At 40.0% G+C, this 23,193-nt stretch carries 25 protein-coding genes; 8 read left to right on the top strand and 17 right to left on the bottom strand.

Annotated features, from left to right (window positions below; genetic code table 11):
* Positions 1–67: 67 nt before the first annotated feature.
* Positions 68–784: an SIMPL domain-containing protein gene (locus RB215_RS12735; RefSeq protein ID WP_011329260.1), complete on the top strand. Its 717-nt coding sequence runs from the start codon at positions 68–70 to the stop codon at positions 782–784.
* On the opposite strand, the gene RB215_RS12730 is transcribed toward RB215_RS12735, so the two are convergent.
* From RB215_RS12730 to RB215_RS12695, 8 genes are all read right to left on the bottom strand, one after another.
* Positions 753–1,439, bottom strand: coding sequence for a hypothetical protein (locus RB215_RS12730; protein WP_192531892.1), 687 nt, complete (start codon positions 1,437–1,439; stop codon positions 753–755). The two genes, RB215_RS12735 and RB215_RS12730, sit on opposite strands and share 32 nt — an antisense overlap.
* Positions 1,440–1,630: 191 nt before the next feature.
* Positions 1,631–3,463, bottom strand: a complete 1,833-nt coding sequence (locus tag RB215_RS12725) for a DUF885 family protein (protein WP_011329258.1) — start codon at positions 3,461–3,463, stop codon at positions 1,631–1,633.
* A gap of 138 nt (positions 3,464–3,601) precedes the next feature.
* Positions 3,602–4,738, bottom strand: a complete 1,137-nt coding sequence (gene hemW, locus RB215_RS12720) for a radical SAM family heme chaperone HemW (RefSeq protein ID WP_011329257.1) — start codon at positions 4,736–4,738, stop codon at positions 3,602–3,604.
* Complete coding sequence (gene rdgB / locus RB215_RS12715; RefSeq protein WP_309216517.1) at positions 4,735–5,334, bottom strand: RdgB/HAM1 family non-canonical purine NTP pyrophosphatase; 600 nt, start codon at positions 5,332–5,334, stop codon at positions 4,735–4,737. The genes hemW and rdgB overlap by 4 nt, the downstream gene beginning before the upstream one ends.
* Before the next feature lie 7 nt (positions 5,335–5,341).
* Positions 5,342–5,785, bottom strand: coding sequence for a DUF4426 domain-containing protein (locus tag RB215_RS12710; protein ID WP_182676591.1), 444 nt, complete (start codon positions 5,783–5,785; stop codon positions 5,342–5,344).
* A gap of 58 nt (positions 5,786–5,843) precedes the next feature.
* On the bottom strand, positions 5,844–6,377 hold the full coding sequence (locus tag RB215_RS12705; RefSeq protein WP_058374186.1) for a YggT family protein: 534 nt from the start codon (positions 6,375–6,377) through the stop codon (positions 5,844–5,846).
* Between the two features lie 12 nt (positions 6,378–6,389).
* Positions 6,390–7,211 carry a pyrroline-5-carboxylate reductase gene (proC, locus tag RB215_RS12700; protein WP_011329253.1) on the bottom strand — a complete coding sequence of 274 codons (822 nt, stop codon included), beginning with the start codon at positions 7,209–7,211 and terminating at the stop codon, positions 6,390–6,392.
* Positions 7,212–7,228: 17 nt separating this feature from the next.
* The gene (locus RB215_RS12695; protein WP_011329252.1) at positions 7,229–7,942 is read right to left on the bottom strand and encodes a YggS family pyridoxal phosphate-dependent enzyme; all 714 of its coding nucleotides are present in this window, start codon (positions 7,940–7,942) and stop codon (positions 7,229–7,231) included.
* A 2-nt stretch (positions 7,943–7,944) separates the two neighbouring features.
* Between RB215_RS12695 and RB215_RS12690 the strand changes: the two genes are divergently transcribed.
* The gene (locus RB215_RS12690) at positions 7,945–8,985 is read left to right on the top strand and encodes a type IV pilus twitching motility protein PilT (protein ID WP_041454575.1); all 1,041 of its coding nucleotides are present in this window, start codon (positions 7,945–7,947) and stop codon (positions 8,983–8,985) included.
* A gap of 9 nt (positions 8,986–8,994) precedes the next feature.
* Entirely contained in the window at positions 8,995–10,131 is a 1,137-nt protein-coding gene (locus tag RB215_RS12685; RefSeq protein ID WP_011329250.1) for a PilT/PilU family type 4a pilus ATPase, read from the top strand.
* 66 nt (positions 10,132–10,197) lie between these two features.
* On the opposite strand, the gene ruvX is transcribed toward RB215_RS12685, so the two are convergent.
* The 6 genes from ruvX to RB215_RS12655 form a co-directional block, all read right to left on the bottom strand.
* A complete protein-coding gene (ruvX, locus tag RB215_RS12680) occupies positions 10,198–10,647 on the bottom strand; it encodes a Holliday junction resolvase RuvX (RefSeq protein ID WP_011329249.1) in 450 nt (149 codons plus the stop codon).
* A gap of 12 nt (positions 10,648–10,659) precedes the next feature.
* Entirely contained in the window at positions 10,660–11,217 is a 558-nt protein-coding gene (locus tag RB215_RS12675) for a YqgE/AlgH family protein (protein ID WP_058374183.1), read from the bottom strand.
* Positions 11,218–11,357: 140 nt separating this feature from the next.
* Positions 11,358–12,308 carry a glutathione synthase gene (gshB, locus tag RB215_RS12670; protein ID WP_089368758.1) on the bottom strand — a complete coding sequence of 317 codons (951 nt, stop codon included), beginning with the start codon at positions 12,306–12,308 and terminating at the stop codon, positions 11,358–11,360.
* 54 nt (positions 12,309–12,362) lie between these two features.
* The gene (gene rsmE / locus RB215_RS12665) at positions 12,363–13,097 is read right to left on the bottom strand and encodes a 16S rRNA (uracil(1498)-N(3))-methyltransferase (protein ID WP_011329246.1); all 735 of its coding nucleotides are present in this window, start codon (positions 13,095–13,097) and stop codon (positions 12,363–12,365) included.
* Between the two features lie 72 nt (positions 13,098–13,169).
* Positions 13,170–13,649, bottom strand: coding sequence for a hypothetical protein (locus RB215_RS12660; protein ID WP_309216516.1), 480 nt, complete (start codon positions 13,647–13,649; stop codon positions 13,170–13,172).
* A 67-nt stretch (positions 13,650–13,716) separates the two neighbouring features.
* The gene (locus RB215_RS12655) at positions 13,717–14,610 is read right to left on the bottom strand and encodes a hypothetical protein (protein WP_011329244.1); all 894 of its coding nucleotides are present in this window, start codon (positions 14,608–14,610) and stop codon (positions 13,717–13,719) included.
* Positions 14,611–14,689: 79 nt separating this feature from the next.
* On the opposite strand from RB215_RS12655, the gene glnE reads away from it, so the two are divergent.
* A complete protein-coding gene (gene glnE / locus RB215_RS12650; protein WP_011329243.1) occupies positions 14,690–17,485 on the top strand; it encodes a bifunctional [glutamate--ammonia ligase]-adenylyl-L-tyrosine phosphorylase/[glutamate--ammonia-ligase] adenylyltransferase in 2,796 nt (931 codons plus the stop codon).
* 67 nt (positions 17,486–17,552) lie between these two features.
* On the opposite strand, the gene RB215_RS12645 is transcribed toward glnE, so the two are convergent.
* The 3 genes from RB215_RS12645 to tolC form a co-directional block, all read right to left on the bottom strand.
* The gene (locus tag RB215_RS12645; protein ID WP_179806956.1) at positions 17,553–18,119 is read right to left on the bottom strand and encodes a toxin co-regulated pilus biosynthesis Q family protein; all 567 of its coding nucleotides are present in this window, start codon (positions 18,117–18,119) and stop codon (positions 17,553–17,555) included.
* Positions 18,120–18,167: 48 nt separating this feature from the next.
* The gene (gene lpxL / locus RB215_RS12640; protein WP_309216515.1) at positions 18,168–19,091 is read right to left on the bottom strand and encodes an LpxL/LpxP family Kdo(2)-lipid IV(A) lauroyl/palmitoleoyl acyltransferase; all 924 of its coding nucleotides are present in this window, start codon (positions 19,089–19,091) and stop codon (positions 18,168–18,170) included.
* A gap of 101 nt (positions 19,092–19,192) precedes the next feature.
* Complete coding sequence (tolC, locus tag RB215_RS12635; protein ID WP_182676521.1) at positions 19,193–20,548, bottom strand: outer membrane channel protein TolC; 1,356 nt, start codon at positions 20,546–20,548, stop codon at positions 19,193–19,195.
* Positions 20,549–20,702: 154 nt separating this feature from the next.
* Between tolC and RB215_RS12630 the strand changes: the two genes are divergently transcribed.
* Genes RB215_RS12630 through RB215_RS12615 form a run of 4 tightly spaced genes read left to right on the top strand, consistent with a single transcriptional unit; the run spans position 20,703 to position 23,182 of the window.
* Complete coding sequence (locus RB215_RS12630; protein WP_011329239.1) at positions 20,703–21,329, top strand: NUDIX domain-containing protein; 627 nt, start codon at positions 20,703–20,705, stop codon at positions 21,327–21,329.
* A 44-nt stretch (positions 21,330–21,373) separates the two neighbouring features.
* The gene (locus RB215_RS12625; RefSeq protein ID WP_058374175.1) at positions 21,374–21,832 is read left to right on the top strand and encodes a DUF1249 domain-containing protein; all 459 of its coding nucleotides are present in this window, start codon (positions 21,374–21,376) and stop codon (positions 21,830–21,832) included.
* Positions 21,819–22,628 (top strand): metallophosphoesterase, encoded by an 810-nt coding sequence (locus RB215_RS12620; RefSeq protein WP_182676516.1) that lies wholly within the window; start codon positions 21,819–21,821, stop codon positions 22,626–22,628. Before RB215_RS12625 ends, RB215_RS12620 begins: the two co-directional genes overlap by 14 nt.
* A complete protein-coding gene (locus RB215_RS12615; protein WP_011329236.1) occupies positions 22,613–23,182 on the top strand; it encodes a YqiA/YcfP family alpha/beta fold hydrolase in 570 nt (189 codons plus the stop codon). Before RB215_RS12620 ends, RB215_RS12615 begins: the two co-directional genes overlap by 16 nt.
* Positions 23,183–23,193 lie beyond the last annotated feature (11 nt).

Raw genomic sequence — 23,193 nt, 5'->3', positions numbered from 1 at the left:
TGTACTCTGTTTATATTATATTTTCGAGCGTTTAGGGTTGTTTTAGGCGCTTAACAAGGGAGTTTTAATGAATAAAGTATCTAACTTTAATATTGTTATTGCGGCTATTTGTTTAAGTATAGGCCTAATTAGCTTAGGATTTATTTTAAAAGGTGCTGCGCTTGATATCAAAGGTATGGAACGTACCGTACAAGTAAAAGGATTGGCTGAGCAAGAAGTGCTGGCCGATACCGTGATCTGGCCACTGCAATTTAGTGATGCCGACAATAACTTAGAAGCGTTAGTGAGTAGAGTTGAGGGTAAAAACGATGCAGTAATTGCATTTTTAAAGTTACACGGCTTTGATGATGAAGAAATTAGCACTGGCAGCCAATCAATTATAGATAAACAAGCTCGCGAATACGGCAGCGAAAATCAACAATTTAGATATATAGTGCGCTCTAATATTATTGTTTATTCAAATGCGCCCGACAAAGTAAAAAATGCCCTGAGCAAGGTAAGTCAGCTGGCTAAGCAAAATATTGCCATAGTGCAAGATAACTACGAAACCCGTGTGGAGTATATGTTCACTGGTTTAAACGACATTAAACCAGCAATGGTACAAGAGGCCACCGAAAAAGCCCGTGAAGTTGCGACTAAATTTGCCAAAGACTCAAATTCAAAATTAGGTAAAATAAAAACGGCTCGCCAAGGGCAATTTAGCATTAGTGATCGTGACTCTAATACGCCGCAAATCAAAAATATTCGCGTGGTTACGAGTGTTGAATATTATCTTTCTGACTAAGTAAATTAATCACTTGAGTTATTGAGCGCTGTAAATAGGCAGCGCTTAATAAAAGCGTGGTTTCGTTTACCGTATTGCTTTGTAATACATTTAATAATTGCTGTTTTGCTTGTGCATTTTGCTTTTGCTCCATTTCCATTAATGCGAGTAGCGCCGAGAACTCATGCTTTATTGGCGTAGTCGGTTTATTTGCATAAGCAATATAACAGGCAACTGGCGTTAACCCTTGCAGGTTAGGCTGTGCCAGCGCTTTTAGTAAGTCATCGTTAGATTCAAATAACATTAACGAACGTACATAGTTAAACGGTAAATTATCTGCATCAGGGTGTTTAAATACAGTATGCAACACAGTGTTACCGGCCTCATTTTGCGCCAAAAAACCCTTGTTAACTTTAAGCGCAGGTGTAAAAAAGCTTAATGCGTCTAGGGTGCTTAGTTGGCTAATAAACGATGTTGGTAAAGGGTTACTGGTTAAAATACGGATTGCCACATTTTGCATAAAGTTATATTTAACACTCATTCGCTGCGCGCTTTGATACAAGTGCATTAATTGGCTTGCTTGCTGAGCAGGCGTTAACTGCTTAAAGTCGTTATCAAGCTCGTCGAGTTGATACTTAGCAAGGCGTGCGTTAAGTAATTGTATGCATAATTCCATGGCTTATCTCCTTAGTTTATTATTACCTAGCCTGAACACTGGTTAAGAGATTTACTAATGTATTGAATCATAGTTATATTTAATTTTATTATCCGGAGCTCAGGTTACCTACTCTAGCTTAAACAATTGGCTTATAAAACAAAAAAAGGCCGCATAAGCGACCTTCTATATTGTTACTGAGTTATTACAAGTTAAGCTTGTTTACTTGCTATCCACTGATTAACAAAGTTTTCTAGTACGTTAAGTGGTACTGGGCCATTTTTAAGCACTACGTCGTGGAACTGGCGAATATCAAACTTATCACCTAGTTGCTGCTTTGCATTTTCACGTAGTTCTAAAATCTTCAGCATACCCACTTTATAAGCAGTTGCTTGCGATGGCATTACAATGTGACGCTCAACCATTTTAACCCCGTCAGAGGTCGCATTAGGTGTGTTATTTACGTAGTAATCAATACCTTGTTGGCGGTTCCACTGCATAGCGTGAATACCTGTATCAACCACTAAACGTGCTGCGCGCCATAATTCCATCGAAAGGCGACCAAAGTCAGAATATGGGTCTTCGTATAAGCCCATTTCTTTTGGTACTAGCTCAGAGTATAAACCCCAACCTTCAATATAAGCAGTGTAGCCACCAAATTTACGAAACTTAGGCACGCCTTCTAGCTCTTGCGAAATAGCAATTTGCATATGATGTCCCGGAATGCCTTCATGATAGGCTAGTGCTTCCATTTGGTAAGTAGGCATAGCTTCCATGTCGTAAAGGTTAGCGTAGTAAACACCTGGGCGAGAGCCATCTGGTGCCGGTTGTTGATAAAACGCTTTGCCAGCTGCTTTTTCACGAAATGCCTCAACGCGTTTTACTATCATATCGGCTTTTGGTTTTACAATAAATAACTCATCAAGACGCGACTTCATATTATTAATTAGGTCGGTTGCTTGGCTAATATATTGCTCTTTAGCAGCATCAGTATTAGGTAAATAAAACTGCTTGTCGGTTTTCATAAACTGCATGAAAGCGGCTAAATCGCCTTTAAAACCTACTTTATCTTTAATGGCGCGCATTTCGTCATGAATACGAGCTACTTCAGCAAGGCCAATAGCGTGTATTTCTTTTGCTGTTAGGTCTGTGGTGGTGGTGCGCTTTAACGCATTGTTATAAAACGCTTCGCCATCAGGAAATTTCCATGCACCGTCGCGGTTATCTGCGCGCTTTTCAAGTTGGGCTATATAATTAATCAGTTTAGAGTAAGCAGGTTTAACCGCCGACTTTAAAGCATCTACTGCATCAGCTGTTAGGCTGTCTTTTTCGCTTTGACTGATTTCTAGTTTATTAACTTTGCGTTTAAAGTCGCTAAGCAATGTAGAGTCGTCGCCTTGCTCAAATGGAGCGCCTTTTATAATATTTTTACTTGAGTCGATAACATGCGGGAATACAAACTTAGGGGCAATAATGCCTTTTTCAGCACGTACTTCTAAATCAGTAATTAACTGATCAAATACTGCTGGCACACCGTTTAAGCGAGATATATACGCTTTAGCGTCTTTTACATCACTTACTTGATGCTGGTTAATTAAAAATGCCGCGATCATAGAGTGAGTGCCGTACATTTGGTTTACCGGGTAACTGTGGTAACGCCATTTGAAGTCAGCAATTGAGTTTTCAAGATCTTGCTTTTTTAAGTCGTAACTTACTTTAGTTGCATCATCAAGCTGAGCACGATTAATGCTATTAAGCGTTACTAAATCAGCTTTGGTTTGTGCAAAATCTTTTAATTTTTTAGCTTCGCTACCATCGTCCCACTTGTCGTAATCTTGCTTAATACCCATGTAAGTTTGATACACAGGGCTGCTCATTACGTCACGAGTAAAGGTATCTTCAAAAAATGTATTTGCTTTGTTTATTTCGCTTTGTACTGGTTGTGCCTGTACCGCAGGTGCTGCTGTTACTTGTTGTGTAGCTTGCTGGCAACCAGCAAGTAGTGCAACGCTTACTGCAGCTGCAATAAAAGTAAATTTACGCATTATTTATCCTCTTGATGTTAGAAATTTATTATTATAATTTTGTAGAACCTAGAACCTAGAACCTAGAACCTAGAACCTAGAACCTAGAACCTAGAACCTAGAACCTAGAACCTAGAACCTAGAACCTAGAACCTAGAGTTAAACAAATAACTCTAGCAGATCATTTAAAAAGCGCTGACCTTTCAGTGTTACTTGCCAATGGCTATCGGTTTGTATTAATAAGCCCGTTTTAATTGCCTGTTGTAGCGCGTGTTGTTGGCTTTGTAATGGCTGCTGTGTAAGCGCATTAAAGTCGTTAATAGGGCAAGGCTCTACTAGACGAAAGCGATTCATAAAAAACTCAAATGCTAAATCGTCTTGTTCAACCTGCCAGCTTTTAAACAAGTAAGGTTTGATCAGATCCATGTAACCACGCGGGTGCTTAACTTTTTCGGTGCGGGTTATTATGCCTGTATTTGCATCAGTTACCTTACCATGCGCGCCACAACCAATACCGATATAATCGCCAAAACGCCAATAATTTAAGTTGTGTTGGCATTGATAGCCAGGCTTTGCATAGCCTGATATTTCGTATTGCAGGTAACCTGCTTGGGCAAGTAACTCTTGGCCTTGCTCTTGAATGTCCCATAGGGTTTCGTCTTGTGGCAGGGTAGGCGGCTTAGAAGCAAATTGTGTATTGGGCTCAATAGTAAGCTGATACCAAGAAATATGCGGCGGGTTAAGGGCAATGATTTGCTTTAAATCACCCAGTGCATCATCGAGAGTTTGCCCAGGTAAGCCATGCATTAAATCAAGATTAAAGCTATTTAACCCCGCTTCTTTAGCTTGCTCTGCGGCGTAGTTTGCCTCGTCGCTGCCATGAATACGGCCAAGCGCTTTAAGCTTGTCGTTTTGCATGCTTTGCACACCAATAGAAATGCGGTTAATACCTGCTTTTACATAATCTTTAAAGCGGCCAGTTTCAACAGTGCCAGGGTTTGCTTCAAGAGTTATTTCGCAGTTATCTTCAAGCCCAATAAGGCTTTTAACTTCACTAAGTAGGCGTGTGTAAGCTGCGCCAGTTAATAAGCTAGGTGTGCCACCACCAATAAAAATACTATGAATTTTACGCCCTTGGACTAAATGCAGGTCGGCTTTTAAATCATCAATTAAATGCTGCACATATTCAGCTTCAGGAATTTCACCTTTTTGTCCGTGGCTATTAAAGTCGCAATATGGGCATTTTTGCACGCACCAAGGAACGTGCACATATAAGCTTAGTGGTGGTAGGTTCACAGGCCGCCTTTTAGCTTAAGTTGCTGTAGTAAATTTTGTAATGCTTGACCGCGATGGCTAATGGCATTTTTTTGCTCTTTTGTCAGATCGGCACTGGTGCAATTAAGCGTAGGTACAAAAAATACCGGGTCGTAGCCAAAGCCGCCTTCGCCATTTTGGGTTAGGGTTATTTCACCTTCCCAACTGGCACTACAAATAAGCGGAGTTGGGTCATTAGCGTGACGCATTAATACCAGTACACACCAAAAGCGTGCTGTTCTAATTGGGTTATTATCCAGCTCAAGTAGTAGCTTATCTATGTTATCTTGATCAGTTGCACCTGCTCCGGCAAAGCGCGCAGAGTACACACCTGGCGCACCATTTAAACCATCAACTTCTAATCCAGAGTCATCAGCAATAGCAGGCATACCGGTAATTTTGGCTGCATGGCGGGCTTTAATAATGGCATTTTCTACAAAAGTGGTACCGGTTTCGGCCACTTCACCTACGTTAAAGTCGCTTTGCGGCACAACATTAATATTGAGCGGGCTGAGCATGTTTGCAAGTTCATTTACTTTGCCAGGGTTGCCTGTGGCAAGTACTAAAGTTTTTATCATAAGTTATTTAATCTACGTAAAATTTTTGCTGAAACTGTAATTTTTGAAATTGTGAGTCTTGCTGTATTTCAATCTCAAAACGTAAAACTTCTTCGTTAGTGTAGTTAACTTGAGCAAGGTAATAAATTGCATCGCCTTCAATTACTTCTTTAAAGTTAAGCGTTTGTTTATTGCCAAGTAAATTTTTAGCTGTGCCTTTTAATACGGCCTTTTGCGCTGTGTTATCGGCATCGTTAGCTAATATAGATATATTAACAATCCCTTTGTAGCCGCTACGCTCAAGACCATAAGCTTGGGCTATTTTAGGTTGCACAAAGGTTGAAGGAAAAGCAATGTAATGTACTTGCCACTGACCTAGCTCTTTGTACTGTGCGCCGGAAACTTGCTCACTGTGAGCATTAAAGGTAAAAGCTAAACAGGTAATAAAAAACAATTTAATTAACCGTTGCATCATTAACTCCTAAAACATAAAAAAGAGGTCTAGTGACCTCTTTAGCTAAAATAAGTGCTTAAACTAATAAATCCATAAGCAGCATTTGTAAAAACTGTATACCAATAATAAGCACTAAAACCGATAAATCTAAGCCACCTAGCGGCGGTAGAATTTTACGAATAGGTTTTAACATAGGTTCAGTTAGCTGGTGGAATACCGCTTCTATTGGGTTATAGCCTTGGCTAACCCAGCTTAAAATAGCGCGAATAATAAGTACCCAAAAAACTAAATTTAAACCTTCTTTTAGTACGGTGATTAATGCTTGAATAAGTACAGGTTGTATAGCCCATGACTTATAAATAAGCCACATAAGCACGCTTATTTTGGCTGCGGCAACAAAAAATGCCAGCAATAGCGAGGCTAAATCAAGGCCTCCAAACCCAGGAATAATTTTACGCAGTGGCTTTACCGCGAACGAGGTGGCTTTAACCACAAATTGGCTCATTGGGTTGTAAAAGTCGGCTTTTGCCCACTGTAGCCAGAAACGCAGTAATACCACCATTAAAAATAAGTCAAACAGGGTACTGATTAAAAATTGCATGGCATTCATAATTTAACCTTCTTAAAGTTCTTGTTCCATTTGCTGTGCACGCGTAATACACGCATCCATGGCATCGGCAACGGTTTGGGTTAAGCCTTTATCTTTTAAATGTTCAACGGCTGCATGCGTAGTACCACCTTTAGATGTTACGTTTGAGCGTAACTGCGAAATGGTTATATCGGGTTGGCTTAGTGCCATTTCGGCAGCGCCAAGTGCTGTTTGTTGTACTAAGCGACGTGCATCTGCATCGTTAAAGCCCAGTGCTTTGGCTTTCTCTTCTATGGCTTCCATAAATAAGAAAAAATAAGCAGGCGATGAGCCTGTAACTGCAATAATATCGTTAATTTGCGATTCTTGCTCAACCCACACTACAATGCCAGTGCATTCAAAAACTTGTTGTACAAATTCGTGCTCGCTTGGCGTTTCGCCAGCGCCATATAAACCGGATACACCACGGCCAAGTAGCGAAGGTGTATTAGGCATACAACGTATCATTTTCACGTCTTGGCCAAGCATTTCGCGCAAACGTTTTACGGTTAAACCAGCTGCTACTGAAATAAACAGTTTATCGCTAAAGTCGACACCCGACTCTTGAAACGATTTACATAAATCGCCCATCATTTGTGGTTTAACAGAAAGTACAATTACGTCAGCATCGCGCAGGGCTTCGTTATTGTCACTGGTGGTTTTCACCTTGAAATCGGCTGCCACTTTGGCCAGCTTTTCTTGGTTACGGTTTGTGGCAATAATATTGTTTGCATTAAACCCATTTTTTACCATGCCACCAATAATAGCGTAGCTCATATTACCTGTGCCTATAAATGCGATTGTTTTATCTGACATATATCTGTTATCACCTTTTAAGTTCGTGTGCCAAAAATGTCTGTGCCGATCCTCACCATGGTTGAGCCTGCACTAATTGCAGCTTCAACATCATTGCTCATCCCCATCGACAAAGTATCTACTTGAGGATATTGGGTCTGTAGTTTATCAAAGCAAGTTTGTAATTGCTTAAAATATTGAGTTTGCGTTGTAATATCATCGCTTTTAGCCGGAATAGCCATTAGACCGCGTAAAGTTAATTGTTCACATTGGTTAATAAAACTGGCCAGTTCGGCTACTTCATTAAGCTGGCAACCCGACTTAGCCTCTTCATTACTAATATTTACTTGAATAAGCACATTAAGCGCGGCTTTATCGGCTGGTCGTTGGCTGTTTAAGCGTTTCGCTATTTTAATCCGATCAACACTTTGTACCCAAGCAAAATTGGCGGCCACTAATGCGCTTTTATTTGATTGAATAGGGCCAATGAAATGCCAAATGATATCGCTATATGCGTGTAGTTGCGCTATTTTATCTACAGCCTCTTGAACATAAGACTCACCAAATTGGCGTTGGCCATGCTTGTAGGCTGCAATAATATCGGCACTTGGTTTGGTTTTTGATACTGCAAGTAAGGTTATTTCGTTACTATTTCGTTGGGCGTTTTTTGCCGCTACTGCAATTCTAGCGTAGGCGGATGTGAGTCGTTCTGCTATTGTAACCATATATTTATCAGTTAGTTGTGGAGTCATAAATGGATATTACCGAATTATTGGCGTTTAGTGTGCAACACAAAGCATCCGATTTACATTTATCATCAGGGGTTTCACCTATGATACGCGTAGACGGTGATGTGCGGCGTATTAATATACCAGCACTAGGAGACAAAGATGTAAACAACCTAGTTTACGATATTATGAACGATAACCAGCGCAAGGACTACGAACAAAATCTCGAAGTGGATTTTTCATTTGAAGTGCCTAATTTAGCACGTTTTCGTGTTAATGCCTTTAATACTCATCGTGGCCCAGCCGCTGTATTTCGTACGATCCCCAGTGAAGTGCTCACACTAGATGATTTAGGTGCTCCCGATATTTTTAAAACCATTGCCGATAATCCTCGCGGCTTAGTATTAGTAACTGGCCCTACAGGGTCAGGTAAGTCGACAACATTAGCGGCTATGGTTGATTATATAAATCAAACAAAACATCACCATATTCTCACTATTGAAGATCCAATAGAGTTTGTCCACGATAACAAATTAAGTCTGATTAATCAGCGAGAAGTACATCGCGACACACATAGCTTTAAAAATGCGCTACGCAGTGCACTTCGTGAAGATCCAGATGTAATATTAGTTGGTGAATTACGTGATCTGGAAACCATTCGCCTGGCAATGACAGCAGCCGAAACTGGTCACTTAGTATTTGGCACTTTGCACACCACCTCTGCACCTAAAACCATTGACCGTATTATAGATGTATTCCCAGGTGAAGAAAAAGCCATGATCCGCTCTATGCTCTCGGAATCATTACGTGCGGTAATTTCGCAAACCCTGCTTAAAAAAATTGGCGGTGGGCGAGTAGCTGCTCACGAAATTATGCTTGCAGTACCTGCTATTCGTAACTTAATTCGTGAAGATAAAGTGGCGCAAATGTACTCGTCTATTCAAACTGGCGCTTCGCATGGAATGCAAACGATGGATCAATGTTTAACAAACTTAGTTAATCATGGCATTGTTACCAATATTGCAGCGCAAGCTAAAGCGCAAGACAAAACTCAGTTCGGTGGTTAAGGAATACTAATGGCTTTATCTTTAAATAACTTTTTACAAATAATGATAGATAAAAAAGGCTCTGATTTATTTGTTTCAAGCCAACTGCCTATCAGCGCTAAAATTAATGGTGAATTAACCCCGCTTGATGATGAGCCGCTCAGCGATGAGCAATCACTTGAGTTGGTTGAGTCGGCAATGAGTGAAAAACAAAAAGCCGAGTTTCATACAACGAAAGAATGCAACTTTGCGATTGCCACTGACGAAGGACGTTTTCGTGTTTCGGCATTTTGGCAGCGCGATAAAGCGGGCATGGTTATTCGTCGTATTGTTACTAAAATACCTGAAATTGGCGAACTTGGGCTGCCGTCTACACTTACCGATGTGATTATGTCGAAACGTGGTTTAGTGCTATTTGTGGGGGGAACCGGTACGGGTAAGTCAACCTCACTTGCTGCACTTATTGGCTATAGAAACCGTAATCAGCGCGGACATATATTAACCATTGAAGACCCGATTGAGTTTGTACACGAACACCGTAAAAGTATTATTACTCAACGCGAAGTAGGGCTAGATACCGAAAGTTTTGAGTCAGCGCTTAAAAGCTCGTTACGCCAAGCACCCGACGTAATATTAATAGGCGAAATACGCTCACAAGAAACCATGGAGTATGCATTAAGCTTTGCAGAAACAGGGCACTTATGTGTGGCTACCTTGCATGCAAACAACGCTAACCAAGCGATAGATCGGATCATGCATTTAGTGCCAAAAGAAAAGCACGATAAGCTTAAGTACGATCTAGCATTAAATTTACGCGCTATTATTGCCCAGCAGCTGATCCCCACATCTGACGGGCAAGGTCGAGTTGCTGCTATTGAAATATTACTTAATTCACCTATGGTTGCAGAGCTAATTAAAAATGGTGATATAGGCGGTATTAAAGAAACCATGGCTAAATCGAAAGAAATGGGTATGCAGACCTTTGATCAGGCCTTATTTGAGCTGTATAAACAGCAACGAATCAATTATGCAGATGCATTGCACCATGCCGATTCGGCGAACGATTTGCGCTTAATGATAAAGCTGCGCAACAATGAGCAGCAAGGGGCGGGCTTTTTACAAGGGGTCACTATTGATGGCCTTGATGATAAAGGCAATATTAGTTAAGTTAAAGAGAAGGCTTTGGGTATCAGCTTAAAAGCTCTGATATTCAAAGCCTAACACCTAATATTTTCACTCACCGTAACTTGTTTCAAAAAAGCTCTCTAAAATAATCACCGCAGACATGTTATCTACTTTGCCTTTGCCTAAGTTTTTATAACCGCCTTGCTCAAACAAGCGCGCTTTAGCATCGGCGGTGGTTAAGCGCTCATCTTGTGTTTCTACCGGTATGGCATAGTGATTGTGTAATCGATTAGCAAACTTTTTAGCTTTAAAAGTTACCTCTTGGGCGGTGCCATCCATATTTAGCGGTAAACCCACCACCATTAAATCGGGCTGCCATTCGTTTACTTGTACTGCTATGTCATCCCAATTAGGAATGCCATCTTGTGCTTTTACAGCTTTAAGGCTCGATGCGCTGCCAGTGAGCTCTTGACCTATAGCAATACCAATACTTTTGGTGCCAAAGTCAAAGCCCATTACAGTACGCTGGCCTTGCGGCTTGAAGTTTTTTTTTGTCATAAGTTTATCTTGTTAAGCATGACCAGCTTCAGGGCTGAGTTGGCTTATATCAAAGCCGAGCATAGAAACTGCTTTTTCCCAGCGTTTTTCAACGGGGGTGTCAAAAATAATTTTCGGATCAGCTTTAATTATCAGCCAGCTATTATCCAATAGCTCTTGTTCTAATTGACCTTGCTCCCAGCCAGAGTAGCCCAAAGTAATAATAAATTGTTCAGGTGCTTGTGCTGTGGTTAACGAAGCGAGTACATCTTTAGAGGTGGTGATCATGATATCACTGCTGAGCGTTTGGCTCGCAGAGTAACCATGCTTTGGAGAGTGCAGTACAAAACCACGGTCGGTTTTAACCGGCCCGCCAGCATATACGCTAACTTGCGCTGCTTGCTGAGTTTTGTCGTTATCAATTTCTATTTTATCGAGTAACTCACCTACGGTAATATTAATAGGTTGGTTGATTACCAAGCCCATAGCCCCGTCTTCATTGTGCTCACAAATATAGGTAACAGCACGTTTAAAAAAAGGGTCTTGCATCGACGGCATTGCGATTAAAAAATGATTTTCTAATGACTGCATAGATTTCACCCTTTTTAGTTAATGAATTTTTAGTATGGCACATACCCATGTTTTTAAAACAAAATAAGCACTTTCATACGATTTAAAAATAATGAATACCTTAAACCTTACAATATGAAAGCGCTTTTAATAACGCTAACTTATTTAGCGAGTCGTTTTTCAATTGCGTCAAATAAAATACCCGTAATTGAAATATCGTACGCCGCTTCAATTTCTTTAACACAGGTTGGTGCGGTTACGTTAATTTCGGTTAATTTGTCGCCAATAATATCTAAGCCGACAAAAATTAGGCCTTTTTCTTTAAGTGTTGGTGCCACAGCTTGTGCAATTTTTAAATCGGATTCACTTAAAGGACGTGCTTCGCCGCGTCCACCTACGGCTAAGTTACCGCGTGTTTCTCCGTTTTGTGGAATACGCGCCAAGCAATATGGAATTACTTCGCCATCAACAACCAATACGCGCTTATCGCCTTGAGTGATCTCTGGAACATAATTTTGTACCATGGCAAAGCGACTGCCGTGCTCGGTTAATGTTTCACAAATTACACCAATGTTAGCATCGTCTGCTTTAACTCTAAAAATCGACGCGCCACCCATGCCATCAAGCGGTTTTAAAATAATGTCTTTATGCTGCGCTAAAAACTCACGAATTTGCTTTTGGCTGCGCGTTACTAAAGTGTCGGGCGTGTGTTCGCTAAACCAAGCTGTAAACAGCTTTTCGTTTGCGTCGCGCAGGCTTTGTGGCTTGTTAACTATGAGTGTACCTGCTTGTTCGGCACGCTCTAAAATATACGTTGCGTATATGTATTCGGTATCAAAAGGGGGATCTTTACGCATTAAAATAACGTCTAAATCGCCAAGTGCAATAGTGGTTTTTTGCTCAAGCTGGTACCAATTGTTTGGATCGTCAAAAACCTGTGCTTTTGCAGCTGTAGCATATGCCTGACCTTGGCGTAGTGAAAGATCATCCATTTCCATATAGTAAATTTCATAGCCACGTGCTTGCGCTTGCATCATCATTGCAAAACCAGTGTCTTTTTTAATATTAAATCCGCTAATAGGATCTGAAATAATGCCTAACTTAATTGCCATGCGCTGTGCCTTAATATGAATATTAATATATATATGTGGGTACTTTTAGTTATTTCAATTAGCTAAGTCGCCAAACTGCAGCTGTAATGCACTTAAAACAGTTAATGCTGCTGTTTCGGTGCGTAATACGCGCGGGCCTAAGCGAATATCTACAAAGTTTTGTTGCTTTGTTTGCGCCATTTCCTCATCAGTAAAGCCGCCTTCAGGGCCAACTAAAAAGCGTACGCCATCTTTTGGGACGGTAATTGTTTTGATACTGTGCTCGGCACGTGGATGCAAAGTGAGCTTAATTGCTGCACTTTGCTGTGCAAGCCATTGCTTTAGATCTACCGGCGGATGAACAACAGGTACAAAATTACGCCCAGATTGCTCTGCGGCGGCTATGGCTATTTTTTGCCATTGTTGGTGTTTTTTATCAAGTCGATCGCCCATCAATTTAACGCCGCAACGCTGACTAAAAATAGGGGTGATTTCGGTAATGCCCAGTTCCACCGATTTTTGAATGGTAAAATCCATTTTATCGCCACGGGATACGCATTGGCCTAAGTGAATTTTTAAGGGCGACTCTACATCATGAGTATTTAGCTGTTGTGGCATAACCACGACATTTTTTTTAGTCACCTCAATAATTTCACTAAGGTATTCACCGCCTTCACCATTAAAAATAGACACGTGCTCGCCTACTTTCATTCGCAATACTCGGCCAATATGCCCTGCAGCGTCGTCATCTAATGTAACGGGAGTGTTTAAGGCAATACTCGATGCCTGATAAATATGAGGAACTCGCATGTGGTGTCACTTATTGGTTAGTGCATAAAAGTTATATGCCGCTATGGTAAGTAAGCTGTGAGCTAGGTGCAATTATTTATTTTTATTAAATTGCTCACCAGTCTCTATTAGGTTTAGTGATGCTTGCGCTATATCGGTATGGCACGATAAGTGATTTGAATGCCCTGGGTCTGTTACTGGGCTAAACGAAAAGCCATTTTCGTCTTGGCTAACTAAAAAGCGACTTTTGTGTAGTGAGTTATAAATAAAGCGCTGTTTATCATCGCCAAGTAAGTAATCAACACGGTTAAATAATACGCCTTTAATTTTATGATGATCATGCAAGTAGGTAGCGAGCTCTGATACACTAATTTCATTTTCAAAGTCGCAATAGCAGTAATCTTTTATAAGTTCATCAAACATCATTTTTACTAACTGCCGGGTGTGGCTACCAGCTGCTATTAACCCGCTGGGTGATTGGCTCTGAGCATGATTAAAAGAGTACTCAGCAAATGCTCTGCTAAACTCATTATCTATATCAACTAACAGATAATTGGTTACATCAAATAGCATAAGGCCCCATTACACTTAAGCAAAGTGTTCACAAGCTGATTAAATATTATATTTAATCAGCTTGGTGTTAAATTGAAAACATACTAATAAGCAAATAACCTACAGCACAAAAAACCGCAAATTCGATACAAGCAATACCAATATTATCTTGATGATCAATTTCCAGCGAAGTATCGATATTTGGTAACGAAATCTTTTTTATTACATAAGTTAAACTGTAAAGTAGCACCCACATTACACCGCAATGCATCACGAGTGTAAATAAATTTTCGACCATCTTACCATTTTGAAACGCTGCGCTGGACAAACCAGCATACGCGGCCAGCGATAAACCAATTGATTTACCCGCGTAACGAATACCAATAGAGGTATTTTCAAGGCCAAAGTTACTTTGTAGTGATGCGCCTTGGTTAGCTTTGGCAAAGTGGTATTCACGTATTTTACTATCAAAAGCAAACATACCTTGTAGTACAAAAAAACTTACAAAGGCAATGAGTAAACTGCTAAAACCTTGAGTGTGAGTCCAAGTGTAAAGCCCTAAAGTAATAATACAGTTAGCAATTAACATACCTGAGTCGACCAGTGCGGCGCAGACATTTTGTTTTAAAATAGCGGCTTCTTCATTAAAACGATGCAAAATCCATTTGCGATGAATTAAGTGACCTACTTTAATAAATAAAAATAATAAAACGATTAAAAAGATCACTTTTAATGGGTTCGATTGCGCTGTGCTTATGCTTATTTCATCAAATAAAAATGCTACTGAGGCAATCACCACCGATATTTCTGAGGCAAAACTAATCCCCATTGCAAAGTTATCATGCTGCGCTAACTCATCTTTAAGCGCTTGTTTTGCTTTTAGTTGAGTGGTTATTCTTAAGCTCATTATGATCACGCAAATAACAATAAAACTAATAGCAATCGCAAGTAAACTAGTGTTAGATAATGACAAATATGACATGGTTTTCCTAAGTAGTATTTACCTTAATAGGTTTTTAATCATTCTAGTACGGTTATTGATGATATAAAAGAGAGTATTGATGAGTAACGTAAAGCAACTTCCCATTCAATTACAAAAACTTGGCGAAACACGCTTCGAACAGCTTTATCCACAACAAAAGCAAGAATTAGCGCTGGTACGGTTATTAGCCTTGAGTGACTTTGCATGGCGCTGTTTAACATCGCAACCTGAGCTAAAAAACTGGTTATTATGTAACACCGAAATTAAAAATAGGGTGATTGCAGCTCCTTTTATTGACTTAGACCTAAATAATATTGATGAGCGCGATTGCCATAAATTACTGCGGCAATACCGAGAAAAGTACTGGCTTAAAGTGGCTTTTTTAGATTTATGTTGCGACAACCCAATTGCCGATAGTATCAAGTATGTAAGCCAATTAGCAGATAACCTAATAGAAAGTGCAAATCAGTGGGCTTATACACAGGTGGCAAAAACCAATGGTGAGCCTTTAAATGAACAAGGTCAGCCATTGCCTTTAATGGTGTTAGGAATGGGTAAGCTTGGCGGACAAGAGCTAAATTACTCATCAGATATAGATCTTATTTTTGCCTATCCTCGTAATATTAAAACTCAAGGCGGGCGTCGCTCGCTCGAAGCCCAAGTGTTTTATACCAAAGTGGCGCAAAAGTTAATAACCGCACTTAATCAAGTGACCGTTGACGGCCAAGTATTTAGAGTAGATATGCGACTGCGACCTTTTGGTGAAAGTGGCCCGTTAGTTATGAGCTTTAATGCAATTGAAGATTATTACCAAGAGCAAGGCCGTGATTGGGAACGTTATGCCATGTTAAAAGGGCGCTTAATTGGCACGCCTAACATTTATTTTAGCGAGTTTAACCAGCTATTAAAGCCGTTTGTATATAGACGCTATATTGACTTTTCGGTGATTGAGTCGCTGCGAAAAATGAAGTTGATGATTGCTCAAGAAGTACGTCGTAAGCGCCTAACCAACAATATAAAACTAGGCGCAGGCGGAATACGAGAAGTTGAATTTATTGTACAAGCACTACAAATGGTACGTGGTGGGCGAGAGGCTAATTTGCAAACTCAATCATTATTACACGCCCTTAAAGAGCTTAGCTTAAGCCAAGTAATTGATGAGCTTGAAGCAAAAGATCTGCAAAAAAACTACTTATACCTGCGTAAAGTAGAGCAGTACCTACAAATATTTGATGACCAACAAACGCAAACCCTCCCGGATGAGGAGCTAAATCAGCAACGTTTAAACTATTTACTCAATCAGCCCGACTTTAGCGCTACGTTAAGCTATTTAGAGCATGTAATGGGGCAAATTCATAATGAGTTTAATCATGTAATAGGGGAGGAAACCGAGCCGCTAGATACTTGCGAAGGCGCATTTATTAGTACTTGGGATCATGGTGATGTGAGTTTTTTAAATGATCCCAGGGAAGATTGGCAAACACCACTACACGACTTTAAACAACGTATATCTAAAGCAAAAGTGGGTAATCGAGGGCGTAATATTCTTGATAAATTAATGCCGGTTTTACTCAAACAAATGAACGACTTTAATGCCACTGCCGAAACATTTAATGTTATTTGCCAAATACTCAATAAAATAATTTCGCGTACCGCCTATTTAGAGCTGTTATACGAAAACCCAGGTGCCTTAAAGCAGTTAGTATTATTGTGTTGTTATAGTAAATGGATAGGTGAGCATATTTCGCTTTACCCTATTTTGCTTGATGAGCTAATAGACCCCGCAGTACTTTATAAGCCAACACCTTTAAGCGCCTATAAAGACGAAATTAGGCAATATTTTTTACGTATTGAGCCCGACGACTTAGAAATGCAAATGGAGGCGTTACGACAGTTTAAACAAACGCATCAGTTACGAATTGCCGCTGCCGATGCCACCGATGTTATGGATGTAATGAAGGTGAGCGATCATTTAACGGCACTGGCGGAGGCTATTGTCGATCAGGCCGTTAATATTGCATGGCACAATTGTGTAAAACGCTTTGGTATGCCACCTAGTACTAACGACGAAAGCAAAGGTTTTGCGGTTATTGCCTATGGTAAAACCGGTGGCTTTGAAGTGGGTTATGACTCTGATTTAGATTTAGTCTTTGTACATAACCACGATGGCAGCAGCCAAACTAATGGTGTAAAGCCAATAGATTCAAGGCAATTTTATTTAAAATTGGCGCAACGTTTAATGCATTTATTTAATACCCGAACCGCTTCGGGGATTTTATATGAGCTTGATACACGACTACGCCCTGAAGGCGCATCGGGGTTGCTGGCAATTAACCTAGAGAGCTTTAATCATTACCAACAAACACAGGCATGGACGTGGGAGCATCAAGCGCTAGTGCGAGCTAGGCTGATTTTAGGGCAAGCTGAATTTGTTGAGCGTTTTGCGCAAATTCGTAAAAATATACTGTGTCAGCCGCGCGATAAAAAAGTGCTCAAAGACGATGTAATAAAAATGCGTGAAAAAATGCGTGAACATTTAGCAACAGGAAATGAGCAGCAATTTGATTTAAAGCAAGATGTTGGCGCAATGACAGATATTGAATTTATTACTCAGTACTTAGTGCTAAATTATGCGCAACAATTTGAAGAGCTATGTGTGTATTCCGATAACGTCAGAATTTTAACTGATGCTGCAAAGCTTGGCTGCATTACCAAGGCGCAAAAGCAGCAATTAATTCAGGCGTATATTAATTACCGTTCGCGCTATCATGTGTTGAGTTTAGATCAGCAAGGGCGCCGCGCAGAGCGTGCACAATTTAGTGATGACATTAAAAATGTAACTGCAATCTGGCAAACTGTGTTTGAATTAAGTTAACTTGAACTTTGGTTAAGCGCGCGTCACTTTGATACTCAGATGAGTATCAAAGTGCTAATTATTAAGTTCAAGTTTTAAGTTGTAAGCAGTTAGTGCGAACAAATTCAGAAGGTAGTTCAGTAATTACGGCCGCGCGCTGTTTATGACATAAGTAAGTGTATACTTCGTTTTCAAAGTCGTCGTTAATTGCACGCCCTACTTGATACAAGGTAGAAGTGAAATTGCTATCGACTCTAAAATGATCTTTAACGACGTAATCTTTACTTAAATACCAATATAACTCTATGCCTTCATTACTGGCATATTGCGATAACGCCTTTTTTAGTGTTGACCCGTTTTCAAAGCGTCGAGGCTCAATTTTACCTGTCCAGGTTTTTGGAATCGGTTCAATAATACGCATGCGCTCAGCTAAAACACGCTCAAGAGTTTGTTCTGGCTTTTTAAGCTGCAATACAAACTTACCTTGCTCGTCGCTCACTTTATTACGAATTGAAGAGTAAAACCGACTTAATCCTTGCGCCGCTGCATTGTTTGATTCTTTAAAATCAAATACTGGACCATCACCTAATAAAAAGTAGACTGCGAGAATTATTAGCCCCGCAGCCAGTGATAAATGTTTAATCCAGAACCACATAGTTGGTACTCATTTTTATTTTTATTATCTATTGTTATACCATTACTTTTAATAAAAAGAAGTGCTATTTTCATCGGGGCGTGTTTTAAAACGGCGGTGTAGCCACATATATTGCTCAGGAGCGGCATTAATTGCTTGCTCTATACGTTGGTTAACACGAGTGACATCGGCTTTCTTGTCGCCACTGGGGAAGTTTTCAAGTTCAGGTAATACTTCTAAGTGGTATTTACCGTGTTCGTCGCGACGGCTAACTAAACTAACTGTTTCACAGTGTTTACTGGCTGCAAACATTAGCGTTCCTGTGGTTGTTGCTGTGTCTGGTACGGCAAAAAATGGCACAAATTCACAATGCTTACGACCATAATCTTGATCAGGTAAGTAGTAACATATTTTTTTGTTTTTAAGTGCTTTTAATAAACCTTTTACGTCTTTTCGGCCAATTAAATATTCGTTAGAGCGCAAGCGGCCATTGGTAGTAAAGTATTCCATAAGCGGATTGTTGTGCGGGCGATAAAAACCTAAGCCTTGGTATTTTAATCCCATTACACGGCTCGCCATTTCAAGATGCAAAATATGCGGAACTAGCATTAACACGCCTTTGCCCGACGCTTGAATGCGCTCAAAGTGCTCAAGCCCTTTAATTGAGCCGTAAGCTTTTTGTACTCGCCACTTTGGCCACCACCATGCCATACCAGTTTCGACCATAGCCATTCCGGTATTTTCCATGTTTTTTAATACTAATGCTTGCTGGTCTGCTTCGCTCATATCTGGGAAGCAGTGTTTTATATTTACCTCAGCAATATGGCGGCGTCGTTTCATATATTTATGCACTAATCGGCCAAGCTGCTTGCCCATTGCTAGTTGTAGCTTTTGTGGTAGCCATGAAATTAAATATAAAAAGAAAACACCCACCCAAGTTAACCAGTAACGAGGACCCAAAAAAGATATTTTAAAAGGAGATGAGGTAACCACAAAAAATTCTCTAATAATAAAAACGCTAGTTTAACGCTAAGCGCTATAAAACACAAAAAGCCAGCAAAATGCTGGCTTTTTAGTTACTAGACTAAGCTGTGTTAAATTGCGTTTAAACCTTTATTAATCGCCATTAAGTCAGCATTTGTCAGTGTTCCTGTTGCTTGCTTTAAACGCAGCGTAGATACCACGTAGCGATAGCGAACATTGGCAAGGTTACGTTTTGCATTGTACAAATTTTGTGTACTAACAAGTACATCAACAATAGTACGAGTACCTACTTCAAAACCTGCTTCAGTTGCTTTAAGTGCACTCTCGGCAGATATAACCGCTTGCTCTAGCGCTCTAAAGGTCGCTATATCTGAAACCACTTGATTATAAGAAGTAATAACTGTGCGTGTAACTGCGCGATAGTTAGTTTCGTAATCTTGGCTTGCAGCGACGTAAAATGCACGTGCTTGATTAGTTGCAGCAACCGTGGCACCACCTGAGTAAAGAGGCACACTAAAGTTAATACCTATAGTGGTCGAATCGGCACGAGGTTGGTTATCAAAACTTGCACCGTTTGTGTCGCGATTGGTTAAAGAATCACCGTAACGCGCATCAAGTGTTAATTTTGGGTAGTGGCCTGCTTTCGCTAGCTCAATTTGATCTTTAGCTATATCAACTGTGACTTTTGCTACTTGTAAATTTAAGTTCTTTTCTTCAGCCACTTTAACTAAGTCGCTAGAGGGTTTATTTGGCTTTACAGTTGAAAATGTTTCGGTATTTAAAACGTCAAGTTTTGCGTGGTACTTACCTGTTATTTCGCGCAGTAGTTCACGTGCTGTTTCTACGGCATTACCGGCAACAATTTCTTGTGCTACTGAGTTATCAAACTGAGCTTGGGCTTCGTGTACGTCGGTAATAGCAGTTAGGCCTACCGCGTAGCGTTGCTTTGTTTGCTCTAATTGGCGTTCAATAGCGCGCTTTTCAGCTTTAACAAATTCAAGGCTATCGATAGCACTTAATACATTAAAGTAACCATCGGCAACACGTACTATTAAATCTTGCTTAGCAAAATCGTACTGTGCACTGGCTTGTAAAGCTTGTTTATCAGCAATACCTAGGTTATTCCATGCGCCTAAATCAAACAGTGTTTGGCTTAAGCTAACACCACGAGTGAATTGGTCAGTATCGCTTTCTAGTTTAACTTGGTTGAAGGTACTTTCATCAACTTGAAAAGAGGTAGAGTCACTTTTTTCGTAGCCTAAGCTTAAACCTATTTGAGGTAATAATGCGCTCATCGCACGATCACTTTGATAAGATTGTGCATCCGCTTGGGCTTTTGCCTTTAACACGGTAGGATCGTTTGCTGTCGCAATTTCAAAAACTTGCAGTAAATCTTCAGCGTGAGCAGCTGTAGCGCCAATTGCGCATGATAAACTAACCAGCGCCGCAAGGATGTTCTTTTTCATGTGTGGTTCGGTCCTTAGACAAATTTTATACTATTGGGCATGTTAACCTGTTTTGGCTCATAACTAAAAAAAAAAATGAGTAAAACAATGTTTGTAAGTGTAACAGAATATATTAATCCACTTTAGTTTATTAAAATAAGTAAGAGGTAGTTATATGACCAATAAAAAGTTGATCGAATTTACTCACCAAGATGTGAGATTAAAACCTATTACTAACCTTTACGATGGTTTTTTTAAAATTAACTTATATCAATTTGAACATGCATTATTTGCCGGTGGCGAGTCGCAACTCATTAGCCGTGAAATTTTAGAACGCGGCGATGCTATTGCCGTGCTGCCTTACGACCCTGTAACCGATACAGTGTTATTAATAGAGCAAATACGCATTGGTGCAATAAAAAGCAAACATTCGCCATGGCTGTTAGAATGTATTGCAGGTATGACCGATGGCAGTGAGGATTATGCAGCGGTAGTAAAAAAAGAAGCCTATGAAGAAGCCGGACTTAATTTAACCGAGCTCGAGTTTATGCTTTCGTATCTTTCAAGCCCCGGCGGCACTACTGAGCGGTTACATTTATATTTAGCCCGCGCCGATTTAAGCCAAGTAAACAGCGGAGTTTACGGTTTAGAAACGGAAGGGGAGGATATTAAAACCCATATATTAACACTAGATGATGCACTGGCACGGCTTAATAGTGGGGAAATAGACAATGCTGCAACGGTTATTTGTTTGCAATGGTTAGCGCTCAATCGTGATGGTATGATCAACAAGTGGGCATAAATTTTATACATAAATAGTAATTTATAAATTGTAATGGCGGTACTTTGACAGCACTTTTAGCAACCCAAAGATATATTCAAAACCTTCCAAAGTATTTAACACTTTGCGAGCATAATTACGTGCGGCTTTTAAAGTTATTACCAAGCGAGCAAACTAAACAGAGTATTCGCGAGGTAAAGTTGGGTAACAGTGAGTTTGCTGTAAAAATAGATGACATGGCTAAATACACTATGGATGTGTCAATTAAACAGCTATCAGGAATGGTAAAAGGCATTACCCCATTATACTTAACCGTTAGGCTTTATAATGATGCGAAAGTGGCCGAAATTATTCATCACGACTATCATCAGCGCATAAAACCTTCTTACGGTTATCCTAATCCTAAAATGCATCAAAAAGATGAAAAATATCAGCTTAACGCCTTTTTATATGATTGGCTGGTGGCGTGTGTTGAGCATGGCCAAGCCACGCTAAATTGGGATGTAAATAATGGCTTGGTTTGATGATACTTATACTTTTAATAAGCCATCTTTACGTATTGCTCATGTTACAGATTGCCATTTATTTGCCGATAGAAATGCTGAGTACTTTGGGGTAAATACAGCCACATATTTTCAACAAGCGCTTGAACATATGGCGTTACAACAACTAGATGCAGTGGTATTTGGCGGTGATTTAACACAAGATCATAGTGTGGAATCTTACTTATTATTTAGTGAGCTTATAAGCAACAGTACACTTACTTGCCCAGTATTTTGGCTACCAGGTAATCATGACGAAATTGCCTTGCTTGAGCAAATCAGTGGTGGACAAATAAAAGCGGCAAAACGCTTAGTGGCTAATAACCTAACTAATAACGCAAGCACTGATATTGAGCTATTACTTATTAACTCCAAAGGGCTCACTCCAGCCGGTTGGGTGACAAGTGAGCATTTAAATGAAATATCCGATTGTTTAGCGCAGCCAGTTAGCAAGCAACTGGTATTTTGCCATCATAATCCGTTGCCAATAAACGGTTATTTAGATAAACATATGCTCGAAAATGGCCCACAACTATTAAATACGTTGGTTAATAATGGCAATGTTGCTGCGCTTATTCATGGTCATGTGCATAATGATTATACGCAATGTTTTAGAGAGCTTGATATTTACGCTACGCCGGCAAGCTCAGTGCAATTTACTAAGCACAGTAAAGCGTGGCAACAGCAAAATAATGGCCCAGCTTATAGAATGCTTTATATAAACTCATCGCAAGGGCAAGTGCATATAAATACGGACGTGATATGGTTAAGCGCGTAATTTATATTCACGGTTTTAATAGTTCTGAAAAATCATATAAAGCTGTGCGCTTTGGTGAGCTTATGGCACACTATGATGTTGACTATTATGTGCCACGTTTAAACCACGAACCTCTGCAAGCTATTATCGAGTTAGAGCAGTTAATCACACCTAATACCGCGTTATTAGGTAGTTCATTAGGCGGTTTTTTTGCCACCTATTTATCGCAGCGTTATCATATTCCTGCGGTGGTTATTAACCCAGCGGTAGCACCGGGCAATTTATTACAGCCTTTACTTGGGGCAAATTATAATCCGTATCAAGATTATAATTATGAACTAAATAACCGTCATATAGATGCTTTAAAAGTATTAACATTGAGCGAGTTAAAGCACCCTGAGTTGTTGTACTTGTTGCAACAAACGGGTGATGAAGTGTTAAATTTTCAACACGCAGTAAATTATTATTCACACTGTAAGCAATTAATAGAATTTGGTGGTGATCACAGCTTTATTGGCTTTGAGCGCACTATTGCAAGCATTGTCGATTTTCTTAAATTAAATAAAACTAGTTAGCGCATATAAAG

Source organism: Pseudoalteromonas sp. HL-AS2 (genome assembly GCF_031198805.1).
GTDB lineage: Bacteria > Pseudomonadota > Gammaproteobacteria > Enterobacterales > Alteromonadaceae > Pseudoalteromonas > Pseudoalteromonas nigrifaciens.
The sequence above is the reverse complement of the archived record's forward strand: the minus strand, read 5'-3'. Positions and strand labels throughout refer to the sequence as shown.

Coding starts and splice junctions, on each gene's coding strand:
- RB215_RS12645 (WP_179806956.1), bottom strand. CDS start 18,119: ATGTGGTTCTGGATTAAACATTTATCACTGGCTGCGGGGCTAATAATT.
- RB215_RS12655 (WP_011329244.1), bottom strand. CDS start 14,610: ATGTCATATTTGTCATTATCTAACACTAGTTTACTTGCGATTGCTATT.
- RB215_RS12705 (WP_058374186.1), bottom strand. CDS start 6,377: ATGAATGCCATGCAATTTTTAATCAGTACCCTGTTTGACTTATTTTTA.
- ruvX (WP_011329249.1), bottom strand. CDS start 10,647: ATGACAAAAAAAAACTTCAAGCCGCAAGGCCAGCGTACTGTAATGGGC.
- rsmE (WP_011329246.1), bottom strand. CDS start 13,097: ATGCGAGTTCCTCATATTTATCAGGCATCGAGTATTGCCTTAAACACT.
- RB215_RS12690 (WP_041454575.1), top strand. CDS start 7,945: ATGGATATTACCGAATTATTGGCGTTTAGTGTGCAACACAAAGCATCC.
- rdgB (WP_309216517.1), bottom strand. CDS start 5,334: ATGATAAAAACTTTAGTACTTGCCACAGGCAACCCTGGCAAAGTAAAT.
- RB215_RS12615 (WP_011329236.1), top strand. CDS start 22,613: ATGGTTAAGCGCGTAATTTATATTCACGGTTTTAATAGTTCTGAAAAA.
- tolC (WP_182676521.1), bottom strand. CDS start 20,548: ATGAAAAAGAACATCCTTGCGGCGCTGGTTAGTTTATCATGCGCAATT.
- proC (WP_011329253.1), bottom strand. CDS start 7,211: ATGTCAGATAAAACAATCGCATTTATAGGCACAGGTAATATGAGCTAC.
- RB215_RS12730 (WP_192531892.1), bottom strand. CDS start 1,439: ATGGAATTATGCATACAATTACTTAACGCACGCCTTGCTAAGTATCAA.
- RB215_RS12620 (WP_182676516.1), top strand. CDS start 21,819: ATGGCTTGGTTTGATGATACTTATACTTTTAATAAGCCATCTTTACGT.
- RB215_RS12725 (WP_011329258.1), bottom strand. CDS start 3,463: ATGCGTAAATTTACTTTTATTGCAGCTGCAGTAAGCGTTGCACTACTT.
- RB215_RS12695 (WP_011329252.1), bottom strand. CDS start 7,942: ATGACTCCACAACTAACTGATAAATATATGGTTACAATAGCAGAACGA.
- glnE (WP_011329243.1), top strand. CDS start 14,690: ATGAGTAACGTAAAGCAACTTCCCATTCAATTACAAAAACTTGGCGAA.
- RB215_RS12685 (WP_011329250.1), top strand. CDS start 8,995: ATGGCTTTATCTTTAAATAACTTTTTACAAATAATGATAGATAAAAAA.
- RB215_RS12630 (WP_011329239.1), top strand. CDS start 20,703: ATGACCAATAAAAAGTTGATCGAATTTACTCACCAAGATGTGAGATTA.
- RB215_RS12675 (WP_058374183.1), bottom strand. CDS start 11,217: ATGCAGTCATTAGAAAATCATTTTTTAATCGCAATGCCGTCGATGCAA.
- RB215_RS12735 (WP_011329260.1), top strand. CDS start 68: ATGAATAAAGTATCTAACTTTAATATTGTTATTGCGGCTATTTGTTTA.
- RB215_RS12660 (WP_309216516.1), bottom strand. CDS start 13,649: ATGCTATTTGATGTAACCAATTATCTGTTAGTTGATATAGATAATGAG.
- RB215_RS12710 (WP_182676591.1), bottom strand. CDS start 5,785: ATGCAACGGTTAATTAAATTGTTTTTTATTACCTGTTTAGCTTTTACC.
- gshB (WP_089368758.1), bottom strand. CDS start 12,308: ATGGCAATTAAGTTAGGCATTATTTCAGATCCTATTAGCGGATTTAAT.